The organism is Pseudoflavonifractor sp. 60, from assembly GCF_009911645.1.
Taxonomy (GTDB): Bacteria; Bacillota; Clostridia; order Oscillospirales; family Oscillospiraceae; genus Lawsonibacter.
This window is the reverse complement of sequence record NZ_QWKI01000055.1, coordinates 37,255-55,772: the sequence shown is the minus strand read 5'-3', so window position 1 is coordinate 55,772 and position 18,518 is coordinate 37,255. Positions and strand designations below refer to the sequence as shown.

General features: G+C 52.6%; 19 protein-coding genes. 5 read left to right on the top strand and 14 right to left on the bottom strand.

Annotated elements, in window-relative coordinates; all coding sequences use genetic code 11:
• Positions 1-5: 5 nt before the first annotated feature.
• The 13 genes from D1646_RS07130 to D1646_RS07075 all read right to left on the bottom strand — a co-directional run bounded on the left by D1646_RS07130 (position 6) and on the right by D1646_RS07075 (position 9,895).
• Positions 6-920, bottom strand: a complete 915-nt coding sequence (locus D1646_RS07130) for a ParM/StbA family protein (protein ID WP_160635808.1) — start codon at positions 918-920, stop codon at positions 6-8.
• 131 nt (positions 921-1,051) lie between these two features.
• Positions 1,052-2,215, bottom strand: a complete 1,164-nt coding sequence (locus D1646_RS07125; RefSeq protein ID WP_160635807.1) for a hypothetical protein — start codon at positions 2,213-2,215, stop codon at positions 1,052-1,054.
• On the bottom strand, positions 2,215-2,415 hold the full coding sequence (locus D1646_RS07120) for a hypothetical protein (RefSeq protein WP_160635806.1): 201 nt from the start codon (positions 2,413-2,415) through the stop codon (positions 2,215-2,217). Before D1646_RS07120 ends, D1646_RS07125 begins: the two co-directional genes overlap by 1 nt.
• A gap of 15 nt (positions 2,416-2,430) precedes the next feature.
• Positions 2,431-3,138: a PcfJ domain-containing protein gene (locus D1646_RS07115; RefSeq protein ID WP_160635805.1), complete on the bottom strand. Its 708-nt coding sequence runs from the start codon at positions 3,136-3,138 to the stop codon at positions 2,431-2,433.
• A complete protein-coding gene (locus D1646_RS07110) occupies positions 3,128-3,412 on the bottom strand; it encodes a hypothetical protein (protein WP_160635804.1) in 285 nt (94 codons plus the stop codon). Before D1646_RS07110 ends, D1646_RS07115 begins: the two co-directional genes overlap by 11 nt.
• Positions 3,412-4,233 carry a Cas9 inhibitor AcrIIA9 family protein gene (locus D1646_RS07105; RefSeq protein WP_160635803.1) on the bottom strand — a complete coding sequence of 274 codons (822 nt, stop codon included), beginning with the start codon at positions 4,231-4,233 and terminating at the stop codon, positions 3,412-3,414. The genes D1646_RS07110 and D1646_RS07105 overlap by 1 nt, the downstream gene beginning before the upstream one ends.
• 85 nt (positions 4,234-4,318) lie before the next feature.
• Entirely contained in the window at positions 4,319-4,570 is a 252-nt protein-coding gene (locus D1646_RS07100; RefSeq protein ID WP_160635802.1) for a hypothetical protein, read from the bottom strand.
• A complete protein-coding gene (locus tag D1646_RS07095; protein WP_160635801.1) occupies positions 4,557-5,693 on the bottom strand; it encodes a CHC2 zinc finger domain-containing protein in 1,137 nt (378 codons plus the stop codon). Before D1646_RS07095 ends, D1646_RS07100 begins: the two co-directional genes overlap by 14 nt.
• A 37-nt stretch (positions 5,694-5,730) precedes the next feature.
• Complete coding sequence (locus tag D1646_RS07090; RefSeq protein WP_160635800.1) at positions 5,731-6,636, bottom strand: hypothetical protein; 906 nt, start codon at positions 6,634-6,636, stop codon at positions 5,731-5,733.
• A 69-nt stretch (positions 6,637-6,705) separates the two neighbouring features.
• Positions 6,706-8,994, bottom strand: coding sequence for an ATP-dependent RecD-like DNA helicase (locus D1646_RS07085; protein ID WP_160635799.1), 2,289 nt, complete (start codon positions 8,992-8,994; stop codon positions 6,706-6,708).
• A gap of 13 nt (positions 8,995-9,007) precedes the next feature.
• Positions 9,008-9,394: a hypothetical protein gene (locus tag D1646_RS23910; protein ID WP_347565153.1), complete on the bottom strand. Its 387-nt coding sequence runs from the start codon at positions 9,392-9,394 to the stop codon at positions 9,008-9,010.
• A 2-nt stretch (positions 9,395-9,396) separates the two neighbouring features.
• Entirely contained in the window at positions 9,397-9,765 is a 369-nt protein-coding gene (locus D1646_RS23905; RefSeq protein WP_347565152.1) for a lambda-exonuclease family protein, read from the bottom strand.
• Positions 9,743-9,895: a hypothetical protein gene (locus D1646_RS07075; protein WP_160635798.1), complete on the bottom strand. Its 153-nt coding sequence runs from the start codon at positions 9,893-9,895 to the stop codon at positions 9,743-9,745. Before D1646_RS07075 ends, D1646_RS23905 begins: the two co-directional genes overlap by 23 nt.
• 794 nt (positions 9,896-10,689) lie before the next feature.
• On the opposite strand from D1646_RS07075, the gene D1646_RS07070 reads away from it, so the two are divergent.
• The 3 genes from D1646_RS07070 (at position 10,690) to D1646_RS07060 (ending at position 13,192) form a co-directional block, all read left to right on the top strand.
• The gene (locus D1646_RS07070; RefSeq protein WP_160635797.1) at positions 10,690-10,896 is read left to right on the top strand and encodes a helix-turn-helix domain-containing protein; all 207 of its coding nucleotides are present in this window, start codon (positions 10,690-10,692) and stop codon (positions 10,894-10,896) included.
• Positions 10,897-10,923: 27 nt separating this feature from the next.
• Positions 10,924-12,087 carry a site-specific integrase gene (locus D1646_RS07065; protein ID WP_160635796.1) on the top strand — a complete coding sequence of 388 codons (1,164 nt, stop codon included), beginning with the start codon at positions 10,924-10,926 and terminating at the stop codon, positions 12,085-12,087.
• A gap of 331 nt (positions 12,088-12,418) precedes the next feature.
• Positions 12,419-13,192, top strand: coding sequence for a CAP domain-containing protein (locus D1646_RS07060; protein WP_160635795.1), 774 nt, complete (start codon positions 12,419-12,421; stop codon positions 13,190-13,192).
• A gap of 539 nt (positions 13,193-13,731) precedes the next feature.
• On the opposite strand, the gene D1646_RS23115 is transcribed toward D1646_RS07060, so the two are convergent.
• Positions 13,732-14,124, bottom strand: a complete 393-nt coding sequence (locus D1646_RS23115; RefSeq protein ID WP_347565151.1) for an alpha/beta hydrolase — start codon at positions 14,122-14,124, stop codon at positions 13,732-13,734.
• Positions 14,125-14,679: 555 nt separating this feature from the next.
• Between D1646_RS23115 and D1646_RS07050 the strand changes: the two genes are divergently transcribed.
• Both D1646_RS07050 and D1646_RS07045 read left to right on the top strand, forming a co-directional pair.
• A complete protein-coding gene (locus tag D1646_RS07050; RefSeq protein ID WP_160635794.1) occupies positions 14,680-14,907 on the top strand; it encodes a helix-turn-helix transcriptional regulator in 228 nt (75 codons plus the stop codon).
• 22 nt (positions 14,908-14,929) lie between these two features.
• Positions 14,930-18,517, top strand: coding sequence for a Druantia anti-phage system protein DruA (locus D1646_RS07045; protein WP_160635793.1), 3,588 nt, complete (start codon positions 14,930-14,932; stop codon positions 18,515-18,517).
• Position 18,518 lies beyond the last annotated feature (1 nt).

The following is an 18,518-nucleotide window of genomic DNA, read 5'->3' as shown; positions in this document are numbered from 1 at the left end:
TCCCGTCACCTGCCGTCCACTGCATACTGGTACAGCATCTCATAGCCCCTAACGTTGGCTTGGATGTCCTCAATGAATAAGGGATTTCCCACTTTTCCAGACGCCTCAATCTGTCGGCGCAGCAAAATCGCTCCTCCACCTACAAAGACCACTGTACCGGATTTCAGCTCCAGGCCCCGCTCCCGCAGGGTGCTGAACAGATCGTTGACAAATACCTGGGCCTGCTGCTCCACGATCTCCGCTACCTTGTCCGGCACATGCTCGGTACGCCCCATCAGAACAGCGTCGATTTCAGATTCCTCCATCAGAATATCAAGCTCGGCGCTGATCTTGGACTTGATCTTGTTATAGAGGGTAATCGCCCCGTACTCCAGGGAGTCGCAGACGGACAGGTCGCCCACCCCATCCTTCAGGAGCAGAAAGTCCGTCGTCATGCCGCCCTGGTCCACGACCAGCGCCTTGGGCTTGTCCCGCAGCGACTTCAAAATCGTCACAGCGGCAGCGTAGGACTGGGGGAAGCACATGGCCTTCTCGATATAGATGGAGTAAGGCCGCTTCTGGTATTCAAACTGGACTACGCCCCGCCCGGTGAAGTAACCAGTAAAGCTCTTGTGCTGGGCGCCGTAGTGGGCCGGGGGCAGCCCTACCGCAAGTTGGATGCGCATGACGTTATGGGAGTAACCGCCCGCCGCCTCGATCTCATAGGCGATGGCAAACAGAGAGAGGATAAAGAATCGCTCATCCTCCGTCTTGTCCCGATGGTAGGGAATACGCTTCTCAGAAAGTGTGTAGTATTTCCCCTGGTACTTCAAGGTTTCGCCTCCAAAAGGCGGTACATCACTCTCCTCCAGACCGGAGGTAAAGGGCTCATGATTGGGAACTTTGATCAATTTATTGCCGTGGTCGATTGCGATTAACATAGCTTCACGCCTCCTTACTCTTTTTATACGAATATAATACGTCGTTTTCAACAGGATTATCAAAAAAGGGCGGTCTGTCAAAATGACAGGCCGCCCTACAGGTATGTGTGGAACAGAGTAATACGCTCTTTTCAAATCATCTCTCCAACTGTTCCCGCAGCTCCATCCAGCGACACCAGTTTTTCTTCGTCCTGAAACCACTGGCAGATACTTTCTTGCAGCGCCGCATCGACGCTGGGAATCTGGCTGAAATCATATCCGGTCATAACCGCTTCCTCAAAATCGTCCAGGTTGTCACAGAAATGCAGAGCCAGGGAGAGAACTTCATTCATCCCAAGCTCAGGGATGTTCATGGCTGCCAGGCAGTCCATAAAGGGAGGGCGCCGGTCGCACTCGCCTCCAGTCTTAAATATAAGAATATCCTGGCCTTGCGTCTGCGTTTTGGAAACAACGACATCATTGTAGGCGAACAGGATACCGTCAAGGGGCAGATCCTGCTTCTGTGCATACTTTGGCAGTTTTTCAAGTGCCCCGTTCAAATCCTCACTGGATAGGGTGCCCCTGCTTGCCAGGCCGTCGCTGCCGCAAAAACCGTAGCGCCCTAACTCCTGGAGCCGCTTTGCTTTTGTCTCCAGCATCACAAATCCCTCCAGAACGTGGAAGGGCATAAAGGTGAGCCGCCGGTCCCGGCACACAGCGGATTCCAGCAACCGGACAGAGTCCTCTGCAAAGTCCCGTCCGCTGGGGTAAGGTTTCCCATCGCCGCTTATCAGTGTGTTCTTCAGCTCCTCAAAATCACTGGGGCGGATGAATACCTTGCCCAGCACCACCAGCCGCTCCTGACAGGTGATTTTTGCGGGGATACCGCTGATTGCTCTGGCATTGTGGGTGATATCCTCACCCTTGCTGCCATTGCCTTGGGTGGTCATCTCGATCAGTTCTCCGCCCTCATAGGTCAGTTTAACGGTCGGGCCGTCCAGGTACAGCAGAATCAAAACCTTCTGCTCGCCCGCAAAGTTGGCAATATCCTCAACCCGGGCAGCCACCCTTGGGATGGGGAACGGAATGGTGTGGACCACCTGTTTCAGCTCCTTTACCGAGGGGTAGCCGATTTTCCAGGTGGGGGAATCCGCCATACGGGTCCCGATGGTCTTCTCCAATGCAGTCAGGTCTCCCAAAACCCGGTCATACTCCTCGTCGATCACGCTGGGGGCCTTCAGGTCGTGATACTCATGCCGGTAACGGTTAAGCCGCGCGGTCAAGTCCCGCAGCTGCTGAAAAGTTGTCAGTACCATCACGCCGCCTCCTTCGCGTATTTTCCAAAATTCAATTCGTGGACGATACGGCTGATTTCTGCGTCGTTGTCCCAAGCGGTATGTAAGACCTCCCGCTCCGGGCCGGAGCCGACATAGACAGTTACCTTACCACCATAGACCTGCATCAGCGCCTCGGGACGCCGGGCACAGACGATTGCCAAATTACCAAGCTGTTTCATAATGAACCTCCAATTCTATGCAGCTTCTTTCAAATGTTTTTTCTTCTTCCACTTGTCCAAAAACGCGGTGACCTCCGGTACAGGTGCGCGGTTGTTAGAACCCCGTACCTGGCGAATTTTATCACCTTGTACCTCTACCGTGAAAAACGGTTTGTTCCTTTTAGCTTCCTGCCGGATGAACAGAATGATACATCTCTTTTCGGCCATGCTCTGCGCATATCCGCCGACACAGTGGTGCAGCTTTTGACCCTCGACAACGATTTCCCGCGCGGAATGGGGCGGCAGCACGATAAGACCGTCAGACTTGAATTGATACCGATGCTTCAACTTCTCCTGCATGGAGGCGATCTGCGGGTCATACTGCTCCACTCGATGCTGCTTTACCAAATCGTTGGCCTGATCATGCGCCCTCTTGAAGTTTTTGGGGAACAGGATAAATTCATTTTTCAAGTCGTATCCCAACTGCTCACAAAAGCCCAAATAATCTCTGTAATCGGACAAAACTCCAGCGCATCCCCGATAAGTACTGTTGCCCAATTTTGCGAACAACTGATCCAAGTAACGCATCAGCTTGTGTGGGGTAGTATTATGCAGAGCGCAGGTTAATTGATCCATTTCTGTAAGTTTATTGGTATTCACCCAGGTAAAGATTGCATCGCCCGGTTGATGTCCTGCCGCCCGAAGAATACGGAGCAGCCGCAGTTCACGGATATCAGTTCCCACCTTCTGGAGACACGGCTTTTGTGTCTGTCCCATGGTTATAGGTAATAAAGCTGTCGCTGGCCTGAAACATGGTATAGGTCAACTTCGGTTTGTCGCCAGGGGTATTCCCCCTGGCATACAGACACAAAATCAGCAAGCGCCGGTGACCGACAATTTTCACCGCTGTGCAGATGATGTATTTCAACTTGGGAAAAAGGAACAGTCCACAGTCAGAATTGGGGGTCCGACCAGGCTCCAAAAACTGGCGGCAGGCTTTTTTATCAATTCCGTCCATTACGCCACCCCCAGTAAACTGAGCTGGCCGTCATCTCCAGTTGGCTGGGATTCCGATTTGGGCTTATCAATTCCCTTCTTTTCAGTTTTTTTCGTTCCAGCTTTCTTTGCGTTACCCTTTGACTTGGCGGATTTACCGATATAAGGCTTCGGAACAAACTGCTCGTCCTTTTCTTTGTCCTCTTCGGCATCCGGATCATTGAAGTAGTCCACAGCCCATTGATAACAGAGATCGTCCGGAACATCACTGCCATAGATACCATTTTCCGGTTTGATATCGTTATCCTTCATCTCTTGCTCAACAAACTCCTTTGCCTTTCGATTGATGTACCAGATACAGTGGACCATGCTTTTGCCGGGGTGCATGACCTTCCGGGCAAAGGCAGGGTTGTCCAGGCACAGGGTCTGAATGTGCTCTGACACACAGTCCTTCATATTGCGCCGGGTCAGCTTTTCAGTATCGGCGCTCACCTGCTTCATGGAGGCGACCATCACCTCATCATCGCTCATGGCGGCCAGACGATCCAGCTTCTCCTGCATGGCAGCTTTTTTCTTCTGCTGTCTGGCCTCCCATTCGGCCTTGCGTTTGGCCTCAGCGGCCTCATGCTCTTTCCGCTTGGTCTCCTCGTCCTTGTCCTCAGCCGGGGCTGCGTCTTTGTCTTGGCTGTCGGCGACCAATTGGGTCTCGGCCGGCTCCGCTTCAGAATCGGATTCAGCCGGCGGCGGAGATTCCACCAGCGAAATCTGCGGCTGTTCAGTTGTCTCATGTTGGAGCTCATCGCGGCTCTCCTGTTCCACATCAATCTCAGAAAAAATACCCATCTCTATAAAAACCTCCCAAAATATTGAAATGAAAAGGACGCAAGCCGGCTGTTAAACCGATATTGCGTCCTTCCCTCATATTTGCTCAAACCGCATAGACCAGTGTGCTGAATGGATCGAAGCAGTAGCACACCAGGTCAGGATATTGAGCTGTCTGTCGTTGAATCTGATGCTGGACGGCCTGGGCGGGCCCCTCGTTGTAGGGCTCATCCCAGCCATCCCAGACCATTGCGGTGAAGCAGCCATGCTCAGGGCGGTACCGCACCTCGGCGCCCAATTCCCGGCAGGCCGTGCACAGATGTTCAAGCTGTTTCAGCTTTTCCTCATTGTTCCTCATTCTGCTGCTCTCTTCGATGAAGCGCCAGCTGCCAATCGTCAATCCCCTTGTACTGGGGGTCCCAGATCAACTGCCGGCACGCCATCCCGTGTTTGATTGCAACCTGATGTACCTTTGCCGCTCCCCGGTTGACCGCCGGGTTGCGATATTTGTCCATATCCTCCGCCTCGATGATTTCCTCAGTGCCATTTCTGCTTAAAAAGGCAAACAGCTGGTCCAGCCCGGCGGTATTGTTGGCCCCAATCGTGGCCGCAAAGGTGCGGCCTGTCAGGGTGTGGGCAATATCCGCTTTCAGCGCCCCCTCCGTCACATAGACCACACGGGAGCAGGGGTCGCCCACAAAATGGACCGGGCTTTTAGATGTCGTACCCATCTTCTTGCCTGCGGAGGACAGTGTGAGGTACTTGATCCCCTCTTTCTCCGGCGGGTCGTCCTTGTCCCGGATGGGCTTATCCAGACGTGTCTGAAGGCCGCAGAGCAGTCCATCCACGCTGTGGATGGGAATCAGTATCCCAGAGGTCCGCTGATGGAATTTGACAGTCAGCTTTCCATAGTCGTCTACATAGAAGCCCGGAACGCCCTGTACTGTGTAACCCCGTTCCGCCAAACGCCTTGCCAATGTGCGGCAAAGCTGCGGGGGAGGGGTGCTCTTGAAGCCAAACTGTTCAATCCCAGCGTCCGTCAGCCCCCGCTTGCCACGTAAGTGCTCCCGATGGGCCGGGGTCAAGGTCAGGGCGGACATCATCGCGGTAAAGGTGCGGTGAATTTCCTGCACGCTGGCCCGTTCCGCCTGTGGGATCTCATTGGAGGAAGCGGCCGCATAGGGAACCGTATATTCCGGGGCGGCGCTCCCGGTCTGCAAGGCGTCACAAATCTCCTGGTAGGCCGCCGAACTGCTGACCCCATAGACCTTTGCGTACAGGGCCAGCATTCCGCCGCCCTCACCGCAGTAGTTGCAGCGCCAGACATTTTTAGTCAGGTTGAGATTCATCTTTCCGCGGCGGTCGCCACAGATCGGGCAGTCCGCATAGACATAGTCCGGTCCCCTCCGCCTGATATTCAGGCGGAGAAAGGCGGCCACATCCAGTATCGAAAAGGGAAAATCCGCCGTACCTATAGCCACCAGCTCCTTTCCTTCCCATCAGGCACACGACAGAAACTTACCCGGCTTTTTTCACCCCCAGTTCTTCCATCAGCATGGAAGCGCCGGCCTTCACGATGTTGTCGGTTTTGGCATACAGATACCACTTCAGGCTGGCTCTCCGCTCCTCGGCCACCCGGCCCAGGGTCAGTCCCGCGCAGGAGCCCAGGGGGACGATGATTGCCTTGGCCTCATCCAGGGTCATAAGCGCCCGAATCTCCTCCACCGTCATGTCGGCGGTATAGCGCGGGGGTTCCTGAGCGGAAGGGGCCTCGCTTACCGGCTGCGGAGGTGTTTCCGCAACAGGGGCAGCCACAGGCTCTGCGGCCGGGGCAGGCGTCTGCTCGTGGGCAGGCATGGAAATCACCTTGGACGCTGTCTGGGCGGGCGTCTCCTGAACGGGCGGCGACGCTTCCACTTGTTTGGCTGGCTCTACAGGCGGCTGGGCCTCGGGGGCGATGGAAGCAGGCTCCACCGCCGTCTCAGAGCCGGGCTGTTCCTGCGGGGTCTCGGTCTCGCCACTGTTGGGCACTTCACACAGCTGGATGCCGAAGCCGGCGTTGTCCAACGCTGTGTTCAGAGCCTCGTCCTGGGCCTTGCAGATGTACTGGACACCGGACCCATCCTTTGCCAGCTGTGTGGAGGTAAAGCTGGAGATCAGAGAGGCGTCGTCCCGGTTGGCGTAGAGCCGGGCCTCGAAAATCGCCATCTGGTCGGTGATCCGCAGAGGATTCAGCAGCATCCGTCCGTCGGGGCAGGCCAGCCGGAACCACAGCCGCTTGTAGGGCAGGTCCAGCTTCAGGGCCGTCTCGCCGGTTTTGGCCGCCGTCCCGCGAACAAATCGCATTGGGTCAAAGCCCGGCACATTCCGCAGCTCCCGGGCGGCGGGGACGGTTTCGATCAAAGTGTGGTTCTGTTCTTTCATTTAGATATTCTCCCTTCATAAAATTAAATAAGAGATACCAGCGCTTTTTTCTGCGCTTGCATCTCATTTTTAACTGGCGTCTTTCAGTTTTGTTTCGCCGTCCAAAGCAGCTGGAACAGCCTTGTGCGTCAGAGCACGCTGGTAAAGTGTAATACGCTCTCCCAGAAGTGTGTTGCGCCGTCCATTGCTGCTCTTTCCAATCGCCATGTAAAGCGCCTTTTTATGGCCGACCAAAATTACCCGCCTCTTTGCACGGGTAATCCCTGTGTAGAACAGGTTTCTGGACAGCAGAATCTTGTGGGCCGGGAGCATGGGGATGATCACCACCTCGTACTCGCTGCCTTGGGCCTTGTGGATGGTGGTAGCATAGGACAGGTCCAGATCTCCCAGGTGCGCCAGAGAATAATCCGCAAAGCGGCCGTCAAAGTTGACAGTCACTGTGCTGGACCGGATGGCAGATATCATACCCGCCTCGCCGTTGAATACACCTCTGGAAACAGGCTCGTTATTCTCGTTATGCAGGATGATATCACTATCATTCTTAACCTGCATCACTTGGTCATGCAGCCGGAACAGCTTGCCGCCAAAGGTGATCTCCGGTTTTCCCGGTTCCGCCGGATTGATCTCATCCCGGATGGCCTCGTTCAGCCCGTTGGCCGACGCCGCTCCCTCTGAGCGGAAGGGGGTGAGAATCTGCACCTGCCTCACGCTGGTGTGCTCCAGCTCCTTTCGATAAGTGGTGCGAATCAGCTCTGCGGCCTCCTCCTGGGAATCGGCCTGGACAAAGCTGAAATCCCGGCCATAGTACAGCTCACATTTGCCATCTTTAATCAGTTTCGCGTTGTGGGCGATCAGACTGTCCCTAGCCTGGCGGAAAAGCTGGTCCAATACTGTAACCGGAACCAGACCGCACTGGATTAGCTCCCGGAACACACTGCCCGCGCCGACACTCTCCAGCTGGTCAGCGTCACCCACCAAAAGCACTTTCGTACCCGCTTTCAGCCGGGAGAACATCTGGTAGGCCAGCCACATATCCATCATGGAGCACTCGTCCACAATCAGGAAATCGGCCTCCAGGTCCTCTGGTTTCTGCCATCCGGCATCTTCCCCATGCAGCTTCAGCAGGCTGTGCAGGGTCTGGGCCTTAGTCATGCTGGTGGTCTCCGCCATGCGGCGGCTGGCCTTGCCGGTGGGTGCCCCCAGCAGAATGGTGTTTCTGGGGTAGAGCTGTCGGTACGCCGCAATGACCGCTTTCAAAACGGTACTCTTGCCAGTACCGGGGCCTCCGGTGATAATGGACAGGTTATGCCGGAATACCATTTCCACGCCCTCAGACTGCTTGGGAGACAGCTTAATCCCCAGCCGGCTTTTGATCTGCTCCATCACAGGAGCAAGCCGGACCGGCTCTGGTCTCTCCAGAAGCATTTGGACTACCTTGCAGGCCGTCTCGCTCTCCTGGGTAAACACATGGGGCAGATAGATGTTGCCCTTGTTGGCCACCATCACGTCGGTCATAATCATGGCCTTCAACTCCTGCTCCACCTGCTGGCGCTCCAGCCGCAGGTCCAGCTGTGGAATCTTCTCGTTCAGAAGCAGGAGAGCTTCCTTGACCAGCGTCTCCGCCTCCATATAGAGGTGGCCGCCCTCGGTCCGGGACTTCTCCAGGGTGTAGAACAGCGCCCCCTGGACCCGCATGGGGTCGTGGAGATCGCCGCCCGACTTCTGTACGATGGCGTCAACCCTCTTAAAGCCGAAACCGGAAATCTGGCACAGCCGAAACGGGCTTTTCCGCAGCAGCTCCACACCATTTGAGCCCAAATGCTCATAGATTTTCATGGCTGTGGTAGGGGTTACCTTGAAAGGGGCCAAAAGAGTCATCAGGTCACGCATGGCCTTGCTTGTGGCATAGCCATTCTTGATCTCCTCCAAGCGCTCCTCTGTAATGCCTCTGATCTCCAGCAGCTTTTCTGGCTGGTGCTCCAGCACATAGAGAGACTGGATGCCGAACCGCTGAATAATGGCCTCGGCCGTTTTAGGCCCGATCCCTTTCAGCAGCCCGGGGGTCAGATAGCCCCGGATACCCTCAATGGTGGGTGGTACGATCTCATGCCAACGCTCCACCTGGAGCTGGCAGCCGTACTTGCCGTTGGACCAGATGCCCTCCAGCTCCATCTTAATGGAATCCGTCTGGGGCAGGTCGTAGCCCACAGCCACAAAACGGATCAAGTGGTCACTGAATTTGTAAGTGCTTCGGGCGTCCTCTGGAACCATCAGGTCCGCAGTTTTCAGCCGCAGGACGCAGTATTTGCTGGCCTCATTGTAAAAGAGTGTTTTGTCAAAGGCCGCGACAATGCTCATTACTTTCACCTCTCTACGCCGCATCTGAGGCGGCATATTTTATGCTGAATCGTCTGCTCTCGGAGACTGAAACATATTCCGTATAAATGTCCGGGTGGCTTTCCTTCAGCCGAAGCAGACTGTCCTTCAAAATGCTTTCCTTGTAGCTGGGATGGAATGTCACGGTGTAGCTGCCGCTGGCATCCTCATAGACTGCTGTGCAACTGCCCCCCATGTCGGCCAGAATAAGGGCCTTCATACGGTCCATCTCGGCCTTGAGCCGCTTGGCTTCAGCCTCCAGACGGCCCTTTTCCTCTTTCAGTTCCAGGTAACGGAATACCCTGGCGGACTGTGGCTGAGTCAATGCAACTGGAGGGGCATCCTTAATGGACGGTCCCATCAGCCGGCGCAGGCTCTCCAAAATCAGCTCGCCATTATTCTCGATATAACCAGGTAGTCCAGATCGGCCAGCATCCAGGGGTGATCCGGGTGCTGAAACATGGATTTGCGCTGGTAGACCGTCAGCCCGGTCTTTTTTGCGAAGATACGGGCCACCAGGTCCTCCAACAGAGTTCCGACCTCCATAGCGACCCAGTTGCCCCCGTCATCCTCGATGGGACGGTTCAACTTGTCGTAGTAAAGGTCTACAGAGGTCCGAAACGGGGAGATGCCCAGAACGGCCGCCGCGTCGCTGCCGCCGATCCCCTGACGGCGGTATGCCAGCCAATCCTCTCTGGAGAGGCTGGTGGTATCCACCAGTACCAGAGGGTCACGCCGGGATGTCTGCGCCAAAGGTGTTCACCCCCTTTCTGTGGGCTGTGTCTGTGCGTCTAAGCCGCTGGTCTTTTCTGCGGTTCAGACGCATGGAGCCGATTCCCCGTCTGGGGCGGCCTCCTGCTTTCCAAAGTCGTTTGCGTTTCATGGTCTGCGCTCCTTTCATCGTTTGATTTATCCTCAAAGCCTTGCGGCGTTTGGGCAACAAAAAAAAATGGGAATGACTGTACTCTGACCAAAGGCCAGATCACCACCTGGTTGGTGGCATCAGTCATTCCCGCTGTTCGCGTTGGGGTGATTCCCCATATGAAAATAAAAAATCAGCAGATACCCGCCATAAATGGGCGCAGTAATACCGCTGACAGTCCGTACAATCACCGGAAAAGGCTGCCTTGGTATCAAGCCTTTCCCGTAACGTGTGCAATGCGAAACCCTTCGCCCCCAGACCTGACGGCCTGCCCTCAAAAAAGAGGAACGCACATAGAATCAATTACAAGGAGATATTAGCACAATATATTGTGTGTGTCAAGGAATAAATACCACATATAGAAAATAAAATTTTTTCTCTTCTGGTGCAGAAAAAAAGGGGGCCTGTCTCTATTTATTATGCAGAAGCCCCAAATCGGACACATACCTTGACAAACGATGAAGCGGCCATAAGCGCCAGTACATCCACACCCTGTCCCGGAGGTTATACAGGAGCGGCGGACAGTGTGCCTCTGCACACCCGCCGCTGAAATGCCGCACAGCGGCAGCCTGACAATACGCGGTCTGGAATGAGAGCGCAGGAAATGGGCCGGGAATAGGAAAAATTCAAACAATAAAATTTTCTTGGCAATTCGTCAGGTATGCTATATAATGTTCCTACCCTGCTAAACAAATTCAGAGAGGAGGCATTTTGCATACCTGTTGTAGTTGCCGAATTGCAAAAGGAGTCCTGTTATGGATAAATCTACTTGCAGCGGCACTGTTCAGCGTACCTATACCGCTGAGCAGGTAGCTGATATCCTTGGTGTGAGCATTCGCAAAGCGTATTATCTCTGCGAACATACAAGCGATTTCAAAGTCATCCGGCTTGGTAAGCGGTGTCTGCGCATCCACAAAGAATCGTTTGACAAATGGTTCAACGAGGGAGGCAGCGCCACTTAAATCACACCATAGAGAGGACGATCTGTTGTGGCAACCTACACCATTAGGGGATCTTCCCATAATGTCGTTTATACCTATCAAACCTCCGATGGCATCCGTAAACAGCAATGGGAATCCTACAATACCGAATTAGAAGCGATCCAGAGAAAAGCGTACATTGATTTTCTGCAAACGCAAAAACGCCCTGATGATATCCGGCAAGCTGCACTGGACTACAAAAGGAAGCGTGCCATTGAAAAATCCGCGCAAAGAATCTCCCAGGAAAATCCTGATGTGAAAGAGCTTCCGACTGCTTCCTGTCAGGAGGACAATACCCATAGAACATACCGTGAGTTTATGCAGCGGTTTCTACCCGTACACGCCAGGAATAAGGGGTTTTCACCCAAGACCTACGACAGCTATGTGCAGAATTTAGAGGCCCACATTTACCCCTATTTGGGCGATTGGGTCATGAGCTCCATCACACCACAGGCCATTGACGACTTCATTGATTATCTCCGCAGGAAGCCTTGTCGCGGAAGTAAGAGCTACGGAAAGAAAGCCTCGGAAATTCCCACGCTCAGTTCTCCGACTGTCAAGAAATGCTACAACATTCTTATGCTTGGCTTTCCAACCGCCAAACGATGGGGCTATGTCACGGAGATTCCCGAAACGACTCCACCCTCGGAAAAGACAAAGAAACGGAAGGCCTGGGAGCCCAAACGAGTTCTGGATGTGCTGGACAGCATTGAGAATGACCCTCTGCTGCATTTGGCAGTCCACCTCGGCTTTATTTGCTCTCTCCGCTCCGGTGAGGTTGTTGGCCTTGAGGCAGGCAGTATCAACTTTCGGGACCGCAGTATGTGGATCACTCAGATTGTGGAGCGTGTCTCCGATGACGCTCTGCGTGAACTGCCAGAAGAAAAAATTATTAAGGTCTTTCCGAAACAGGTCTCCACTTCCAAAAGCAGGCTGATTCTGAAAGACCCCAAAACCGATGGCAGTGTACGCAAACAGTACCTGACCACACCGCTGCTCCATGAACCGAAAGGCAGACTGGAGGAGATCGCCGCAAACAAGGCTTTCTTTGGCGAGGAATACCAGGATTACGGTCTTCTTTTCTCACCGATTTTTTACAGCAACCACAAAATAAAAAAAACCGCTATCCCTTGCGGGACAACGGGTTTCTCTGGAGCTGCTACCCAGATTTGAACTGGGGACCTCATCCTTACCAACTGCCATAGCAATATTTTTTACATATTTTTTGTCTATTTCTAGCCGTTTCCGTTCCATTCCATTTGCTTTCCGACACTCTTTGAATACAGTGTTTCCGTGTATTCCACACCTGTCTGTGGCTGGTTATGTGGTCAGAAAGATTGTCGTAACGAAAGGGCTCCTCCACATGGACAGCAAAGCACTGTATAGTTTGCTTACTTTTTGCCTCTGAATTTCTCCGTTTGTCCCTATCGACTTTCATCTTCTGTTTCGGTATTGTGTTGGTTGCAAAAGCCCCACAAAATGCTGAAATTAGGAGGAAAAGCAAATGATTAGTATAAAAAAGTATAGCGCTGCCGCACTGACAGCAGGCATCCTCGCAACCGCCCTCACCATCCCCGCCACAGCGACAGTAGCGCCAGACGAATCCATCCAAGTAAGCAGCTACAAAGGCAGTACCTTGGAGGTCGGAGAGCGAAGCGGACTCATCATTGGCCCCAGAGGTACGGAGTGCACCGTCACCTCCAGCGCATCGGACATCGTGGCGGTGGAACAGGTGCTGACCTTCTGGGTTGCCATCGCCAAGTCAGAGGGATCAGCGGAGATCACCGCCTCCAACAGTGCCGGGGAGTGTGGAAGCATGACGCTCACGGTCGGTGCCACCGTTGACCCCGCCCCTTCCGTTGAGAATGACAATACCAGCCTGACAGACTGCATGGAGATACGGCTGGAACTGATACGGCTCATCAACCAGACCCGCAAGGCCAACGGTGTGTCAGAGCTGCCGGTCAACGATGCCCTGATGAACGCCGCCCAAATCTGCTCCAACCGGCGGTACACCTGGCATCACTCTCCGGAGGAGAGCAAGGCCGCTGTCGACGCCGGTTACCCCTACGGCTTCGGTGATAACCTGACTGTGTTCACCGGTACAGCCGATGCTGCTCAACGTGCCGTCGACAATTGGATCAACTCTCCCGGACACTTCCAGACGATGATCGATCCGAGATGCGACTGCATCGGTGTGGGCGTGACCCAGTACGACGGGATTACATACTGCTATATGTTTGTCGGAATACCCAACAGCGTCAACTTCTACGCATAGCCAAACATGAAACAAAGCGGTGCATTCCACACTACCTGGAACGCACTGCTTTCTTTATTGATTAGGAGAACTATCCTGTCAAATATTGCGTACCAGTAAACAAGGAATAAACCCCAGAACGGATTGCAAATATTTTTTCGAACGTAAATACATAAATGTCGAAAACGACACAGCGAATCGCCTTCTCTGCCCTCCAGCCTTTTTGAGAGTCATCTCTTCAAGGTGCTAGATGACGCTCCCATGACAGAGCCCGTGGAGATTGTCCGGCAACCGGAGTACGGCAAATGAATTCATGTTTGTCCACCGGTTTTGCCATGCCAAAGTAACTGTAATGCCATCCCCCTCATAAAAAATGACATTACACGCAGGACATAACACATCTCGAAGTCTGCGAAAAAGTCGGCTGTATGGATGTCTGAATATATTGCGCCGACAGAGCAGAACAGAAGGGCACCCCCAATGTGTGAACCGCTCCACAGCCCTTTCATTTATCCCCGCCGCTGGGCGATGAAGTCCACCACAGCCTCCACCGTCCGGGTCTACTGTTCCTCTGCTGAGATGACGGCGAGCGCATCCCCCTTCTGGGGGCCGTAATTGCCGAACTGGGCGTGGTTGTCACCCTCGATTTCCACCACATTCTCGGTACAGTCAATCTTGTCCTCCTCGCTCTGGTTCAAGGAACCGTAGATGGTGAGGGTGTCAGCAGGCGGGTAGTCGCTGTAGAGGTAGGCCCTCAGCAGGACGAGGCCGGTGTCTGTGGGGTAGGACGGGGAAAGGCCGATCAGATTGTCCCGCACCGTGACGCCGCTGTCCAGGGCCGCTTTTCGATATACCTCAGCCAGCCGCCGAACCATCTCGTCATAGGCCCAGCCCTTGGCGGCCAGCTTGGCTCCACCCCGCTGATACGCCCAGGTGGCGAACAGGACCGGCACGGCCCCATTTTCCGGATCGGCTCACAGAGCCGCTCCACACCGGCAAAGAAGCTCTTGAGCACGGTGATGGGGCCGTGGCTCATCTCCAGGAGCACCACATAGTCGCCAGTGCAGCCTGGGTTTGGACACCCAGCCTGGTGTCAGGGTTCAACTGTTCGGACCGCCACACCGCGCCCTGCCCCGGGTGTGGCAGACTACCTCCCCGCCGATGAAGGTAGCGAGCATTTGGGGCATCTGATTTGCAGATGTGAAGCTACTACCCAGCATGAGAATGCGCATGGCACCGACTTCCCTGTTCGTTTCATCTCAACACTTTATGTCCTGAGCAGTATGGACAAGAATATCAAAGCTCGAGAAGACAATCAAGCTGCCATTCAAGACTTCAATAAAATATTTTGGCGAAAGTGGAAAAATATAGACGAAAGCGCAATTTTGTGATAGAATATTTTCGTTTTCAGACCGAGGCATCAATTTTCGGGCGATTAGGGGCGCTGGCCAATAATTGCCCAACTGGTTTGTGCCATTGATTTCGCAAATAACAAGGGGGGGAGTGTAATGGATACCCATGCCGGTAAAAAAGGACGTTTCAGCTACAATAAGCTGTTCAAACTGCTGATTGATAAGGGAATCAAGAAAAAAAGCCTCTGCGAACTGGCTGAAATCAGTGCGACCTCTCTTGCAAAGCTCGGTCGCGGCGGAAGCACCAATACCGAGATCCTTTGCAAAATCTGTTGCGCCCTCGACTGTGATGTAGGAGACATCATGGAACTGGTGAGAGAATAATCGGAGAGAGAGGTCTTCATTCATGCTGACTCGGGAAATCCCTTTTAGGCCAAGGCTCGAAGGTGATTTTCGTATCCGGTTTTACAATGCGGTATCCAGAATAACTGAGGACACGACTCTGGCCGACATCGAAAACATTGCGGATGAGGAAATCAAGTGGGTAACTTCAGAATGCACCTTCAATCTTAATCAACGAAAAAAATACAGAGCAGTTTGGTTCCTCTTCCGGGATCTTATCCATGCCTCGTGGAAAGCGTTTTATAGAGATGGCGTCCTTTACATGAACCTCCCAACCCTCAACGGGAATTCCCCCCATGATGGGTCCGCCCCCGAGGTAAAGCAGCTGCTACGGAGTTGGATGCGTGAAAGTCGGCATGAGCGTCTGCTTACTTTTACCGACTTTATCAAGCATATGGAGGCTCGGAACTCTGTCGGACACGATATTTCCGAACTTATTGCAGACGGCCCCGAACTTGCCAATCGGTTAGAACAGGCGCACGCAGGAAGGATTAGTGTTAAGCAGGCAATCCAGCCATATCTGCAACTCGTTACGGAAAACGAACGAGACCAGTTTACCGGCCTTAAGATATCAGAGATTTGGAGATATTTCCGGCTGACATGGTCGACGCCTTCCGAGACTACTCCCGGAAGAACAATGCAATATCTCATCAGGGATGCCGCCCACCCCATGCATGCAGTCATGGGAATAGCATCTCTGGAAAACTGTGCCGTGCAGATTACTTGTAGAGATGACTATATTGGCTGGAACCAGTATGCTTTTATCGAGAATATCCTCACACTGCCCGGCGATGATGCTCGTCTTGAGCTCCAGCGCCTGCTGGGATATATCGAGGATGGTATCTCCGGCATCGACTATTCCGAGCTTTGTACGGAAATGACGGTCAGGAACCCAACGAATGAAGATATCCGTATGCTTCTTGATTTTGCAGCAAATGCAGAGCAGCAGCGTCAGGATTCGCTCAGAAATTCTTCCGAAAACGGATACGACGATGATGAACGAAGCGAACTCGGAAGCATATCTACAAAAACAGAGCAAGCCCTTTACAACAGGAAGCGGGCCGAGCAGCTTGCGAGATTACTGATCGCCAAGAAAACGCTTACCGACGTTGTAAACGATCCTGATTATGATGAGAACTGGATTAATTTCTGCAAAAGCGAAACTGGTAGTTCTGTAATTCGCAATGCCCTCGTTGCTCAAAAGACCAAGCATATCGGCTCCAGCCTCATGGAACTGAATGTTTGCGGAGCAATCCCTCCGTACAATGAAATCTTAGGTGGAAAACTCGTTGCTCTGCTTGCCACCTCTCCCCAGGTCGTCCATGACTATAAAACCCGATATGAAAACAAAGCCAGCGAAATTGCCAGCAGACTCAAAGGCCAGCCAGTGTGTCGTCCAGCGGAGCTTGTCTATGTCGGCACTACGTCCTTATATTATGTTGGCTCAAGCCAGTATAATCGGCTTAAAATCCCCAGCGAGGTGTTTGGATCGGATTTTGATGTCGTTTGGAAACGGCTCGGAATGACAATTGGCTTCGGTACGATGCATATCAGCAAGGCCACAACTCTTAGTCTCACTGAGGCGACAAGCGACGGATTTAACCGGATTAATCATGTGTTCGGCGAGGGGGCCAGCCCCAAAATGCGTCTTCTCACAATGGCAATCCGGGAACTCCTTGAGGCCACAAATGAGGACTCAAAGGATTTCTCAAAGCATGCCATGTCGAGAATCGTATATGGAGCCTGTCTTGCAGCTAATACATCGGATTACCTGTTGGGCAAAGCTGATAGACCGCACTACTACACCGATATGGAGCAGTATAAGGCTGGAACGCAAAAAATTATAGATTATTGGTCTGAGCGATGGCTCTCCAGCAGGCTGAATTATGAACCGATCTATGAGCGGATACGGGCGTTTGATAAAAACGCATTCATGGTCGGAAACCAAATAGATGGAGAAAAAGAGTGGAGCTTTCCCCAATTGGAGGTGGCACAAATGCCGGCGAATGACGAAGCAAAAGCAGGACTCCAATTCGTTCGTGACTTCTATCGTGGTTCAAGTGGGTATGCGGATCACATTGCTCCCGAACGTCTATCTCTCATCCACCTGAAAACAAGACTCGATTCTGCGATTATAGACGCAGCAAAGAACGGGAAAGACATTGTCCTTACGGGCAATCCGGGCGACGGCAAGACACACATTATCAGAATAATGAAGCCCGAATTAGAAAAATTGGGTAAGCCCATCGAAATCGTTCTTGATGCCAGTACACTATCAAATCGAGAGATTTTTGATGGCTGGGTCAATGCTCACGATAACGGGAAAGCGTTTGTCATTGCGATTAATGCTGCTATACTCTACTCCGTGAATAAGGAGTACGGTAGTGCTTTTGCACCCATTGCCGAAGCATACCGCGCAATGACATCCTCAATCGTTTTTCATAACGAGGAGATCAATCCTGATAGTGTGGTCGTATTTGATCTCAGCAAACGCGAGGTCCTTACTCCGGAGGTGCTTGCCCAGGCGATTACTAAGCTCACCTCCAAGGAGCATTATAAAGAGTGTGACGGATGCCCGTTGCACGATGACTGTGTCGTAACAAGAAATCGCGCTTTGTTAAACGGTGCTCTGTTCCAGAAACGGCTGTCTATCGTCTTGGAACGAGTGGTTCTTCAGGGGTATCACGCAACACTGCGAGAGGTGCAAAGTCTTATTGCTTTCCTACTCTTTGGCAACCGCACCTGCAAACAGTTGAATCAGACGGCTGGTAATGATGAATATGATATCGCCAATCTGGTCTATGCGGGTAAGGGTGGACTGTTTGACGCAATAAGGCGCAGTATCGATCCGGTCAAGATCTCGCACCCACTTTGGGATGAGAAAATCATTCTGAATGATCTTGAGGCAGACTCATGGGCGGAGAGTTACAAGGTTCCTGCCGAGGCCATCGCCTACGATAATGATGAGTTGTTCAGGCTCCGCAAAAGACAGTTTTATTTCTTCAATACCCATGGTGAGGAACTCCTAAAGATACTTGATGATGACGCCTCTAAGTTCCAAGCCTTCCTGCAGCAGAACGACAAGAAAATCGCCAAGGAACTGATTCGAAAAATTAACGCATTCTTCGGAAGCGCAAAACCATCGAACTCCGAAATGAAGATTTGGTCTGGACACAGGTTTGATAATGAACCGCGCAAGGTGCTGATTTCCATTGGCACCCAAAAAACCAGCAGTTTTCGTATCGGTAGACCCACGCTCCAAAAAAATATGCAAGCCGGAATTGAAATGATCCCGAACTATGTGCGCTTTGAGAAAAAGGACGCAGCGAACATTTTCCTGAAAATTGACTTCGATATGTATCTGCTGCTTTCAGAAGCAGAACGCGGAGTTCCCGTCCTTTTCCTCGAATCCGATCTCGTAAAGAAGGTCTGGCGTTTCATCGAACAGTTGCAATCCTTTAATGGGATTGAGGAAGATATCGTAAATATCAATCTGCTCGATATCCAGAACAAAAAGCGAATTGATGTCATGATTGACCGTGAGGATAAAAAGTATCTCTCGGTGAACAGTTCAAGAACGGAGGAAGCATGAA

What these genes read in the sequence shown, in the direction of transcription:
- D1646_RS07130 (WP_160635808.1), bottom strand. Translation starts at nt 920, where the DNA reads ATGTTAATCGCAATCGACCACGGCAATAAATTGATCAAAGTTCCCAAT.
- D1646_RS07125 (WP_160635807.1), bottom strand. Translation starts at nt 2,215, where the DNA reads ATGGTACTGACAACTTTTCAGCAGCTGCGGGACTTGACCGCGCGGCTT.
- D1646_RS07120 (WP_160635806.1), bottom strand. Translation starts at nt 2,415, where the DNA reads ATGAAACAGCTTGGTAATTTGGCAATCGTCTGTGCCCGGCGTCCCGAG.
- D1646_RS07110 (WP_160635804.1), bottom strand. Translation starts at nt 3,412, where the DNA reads ATGGACGGAATTGATAAAAAAGCCTGCCGCCAGTTTTTGGAGCCTGGT.
- D1646_RS07105 (WP_160635803.1), bottom strand. Translation starts at nt 4,233, where the DNA reads ATGGGTATTTTTTCTGAGATTGATGTGGAACAGGAGAGCCGCGATGAG.
- D1646_RS07100 (WP_160635802.1), bottom strand. Translation starts at nt 4,570, where the DNA reads ATGAGGAACAATGAGGAAAAGCTGAAACAGCTTGAACATCTGTGCACG.
- D1646_RS07090 (WP_160635800.1), bottom strand. Translation starts at nt 6,636, where the DNA reads ATGAAAGAACAGAACCACACTTTGATCGAAACCGTCCCCGCCGCCCGG.
- D1646_RS07085 (WP_160635799.1), bottom strand. Translation starts at nt 8,994, where the DNA reads ATGAGCATTGTCGCGGCCTTTGACAAAACACTCTTTTACAATGAGGCC.
- D1646_RS07075 (WP_160635798.1), bottom strand. Translation starts at nt 9,895, where the DNA reads ATGAAACGCAAACGACTTTGGAAAGCAGGAGGCCGCCCCAGACGGGGA.
- D1646_RS07070 (WP_160635797.1), top strand. Translation starts at nt 10,690, where the DNA reads ATGGATAAATCTACTTGCAGCGGCACTGTTCAGCGTACCTATACCGCT.
- D1646_RS07060 (WP_160635795.1), top strand. Translation starts at nt 12,419, where the DNA reads ATGATTAGTATAAAAAAGTATAGCGCTGCCGCACTGACAGCAGGCATC.
- D1646_RS07050 (WP_160635794.1), top strand. Translation starts at nt 14,680, where the DNA reads ATGGATACCCATGCCGGTAAAAAAGGACGTTTCAGCTACAATAAGCTG.
- D1646_RS07045 (WP_160635793.1), top strand. Translation starts at nt 14,930, where the DNA reads ATGCTGACTCGGGAAATCCCTTTTAGGCCAAGGCTCGAAGGTGATTTT.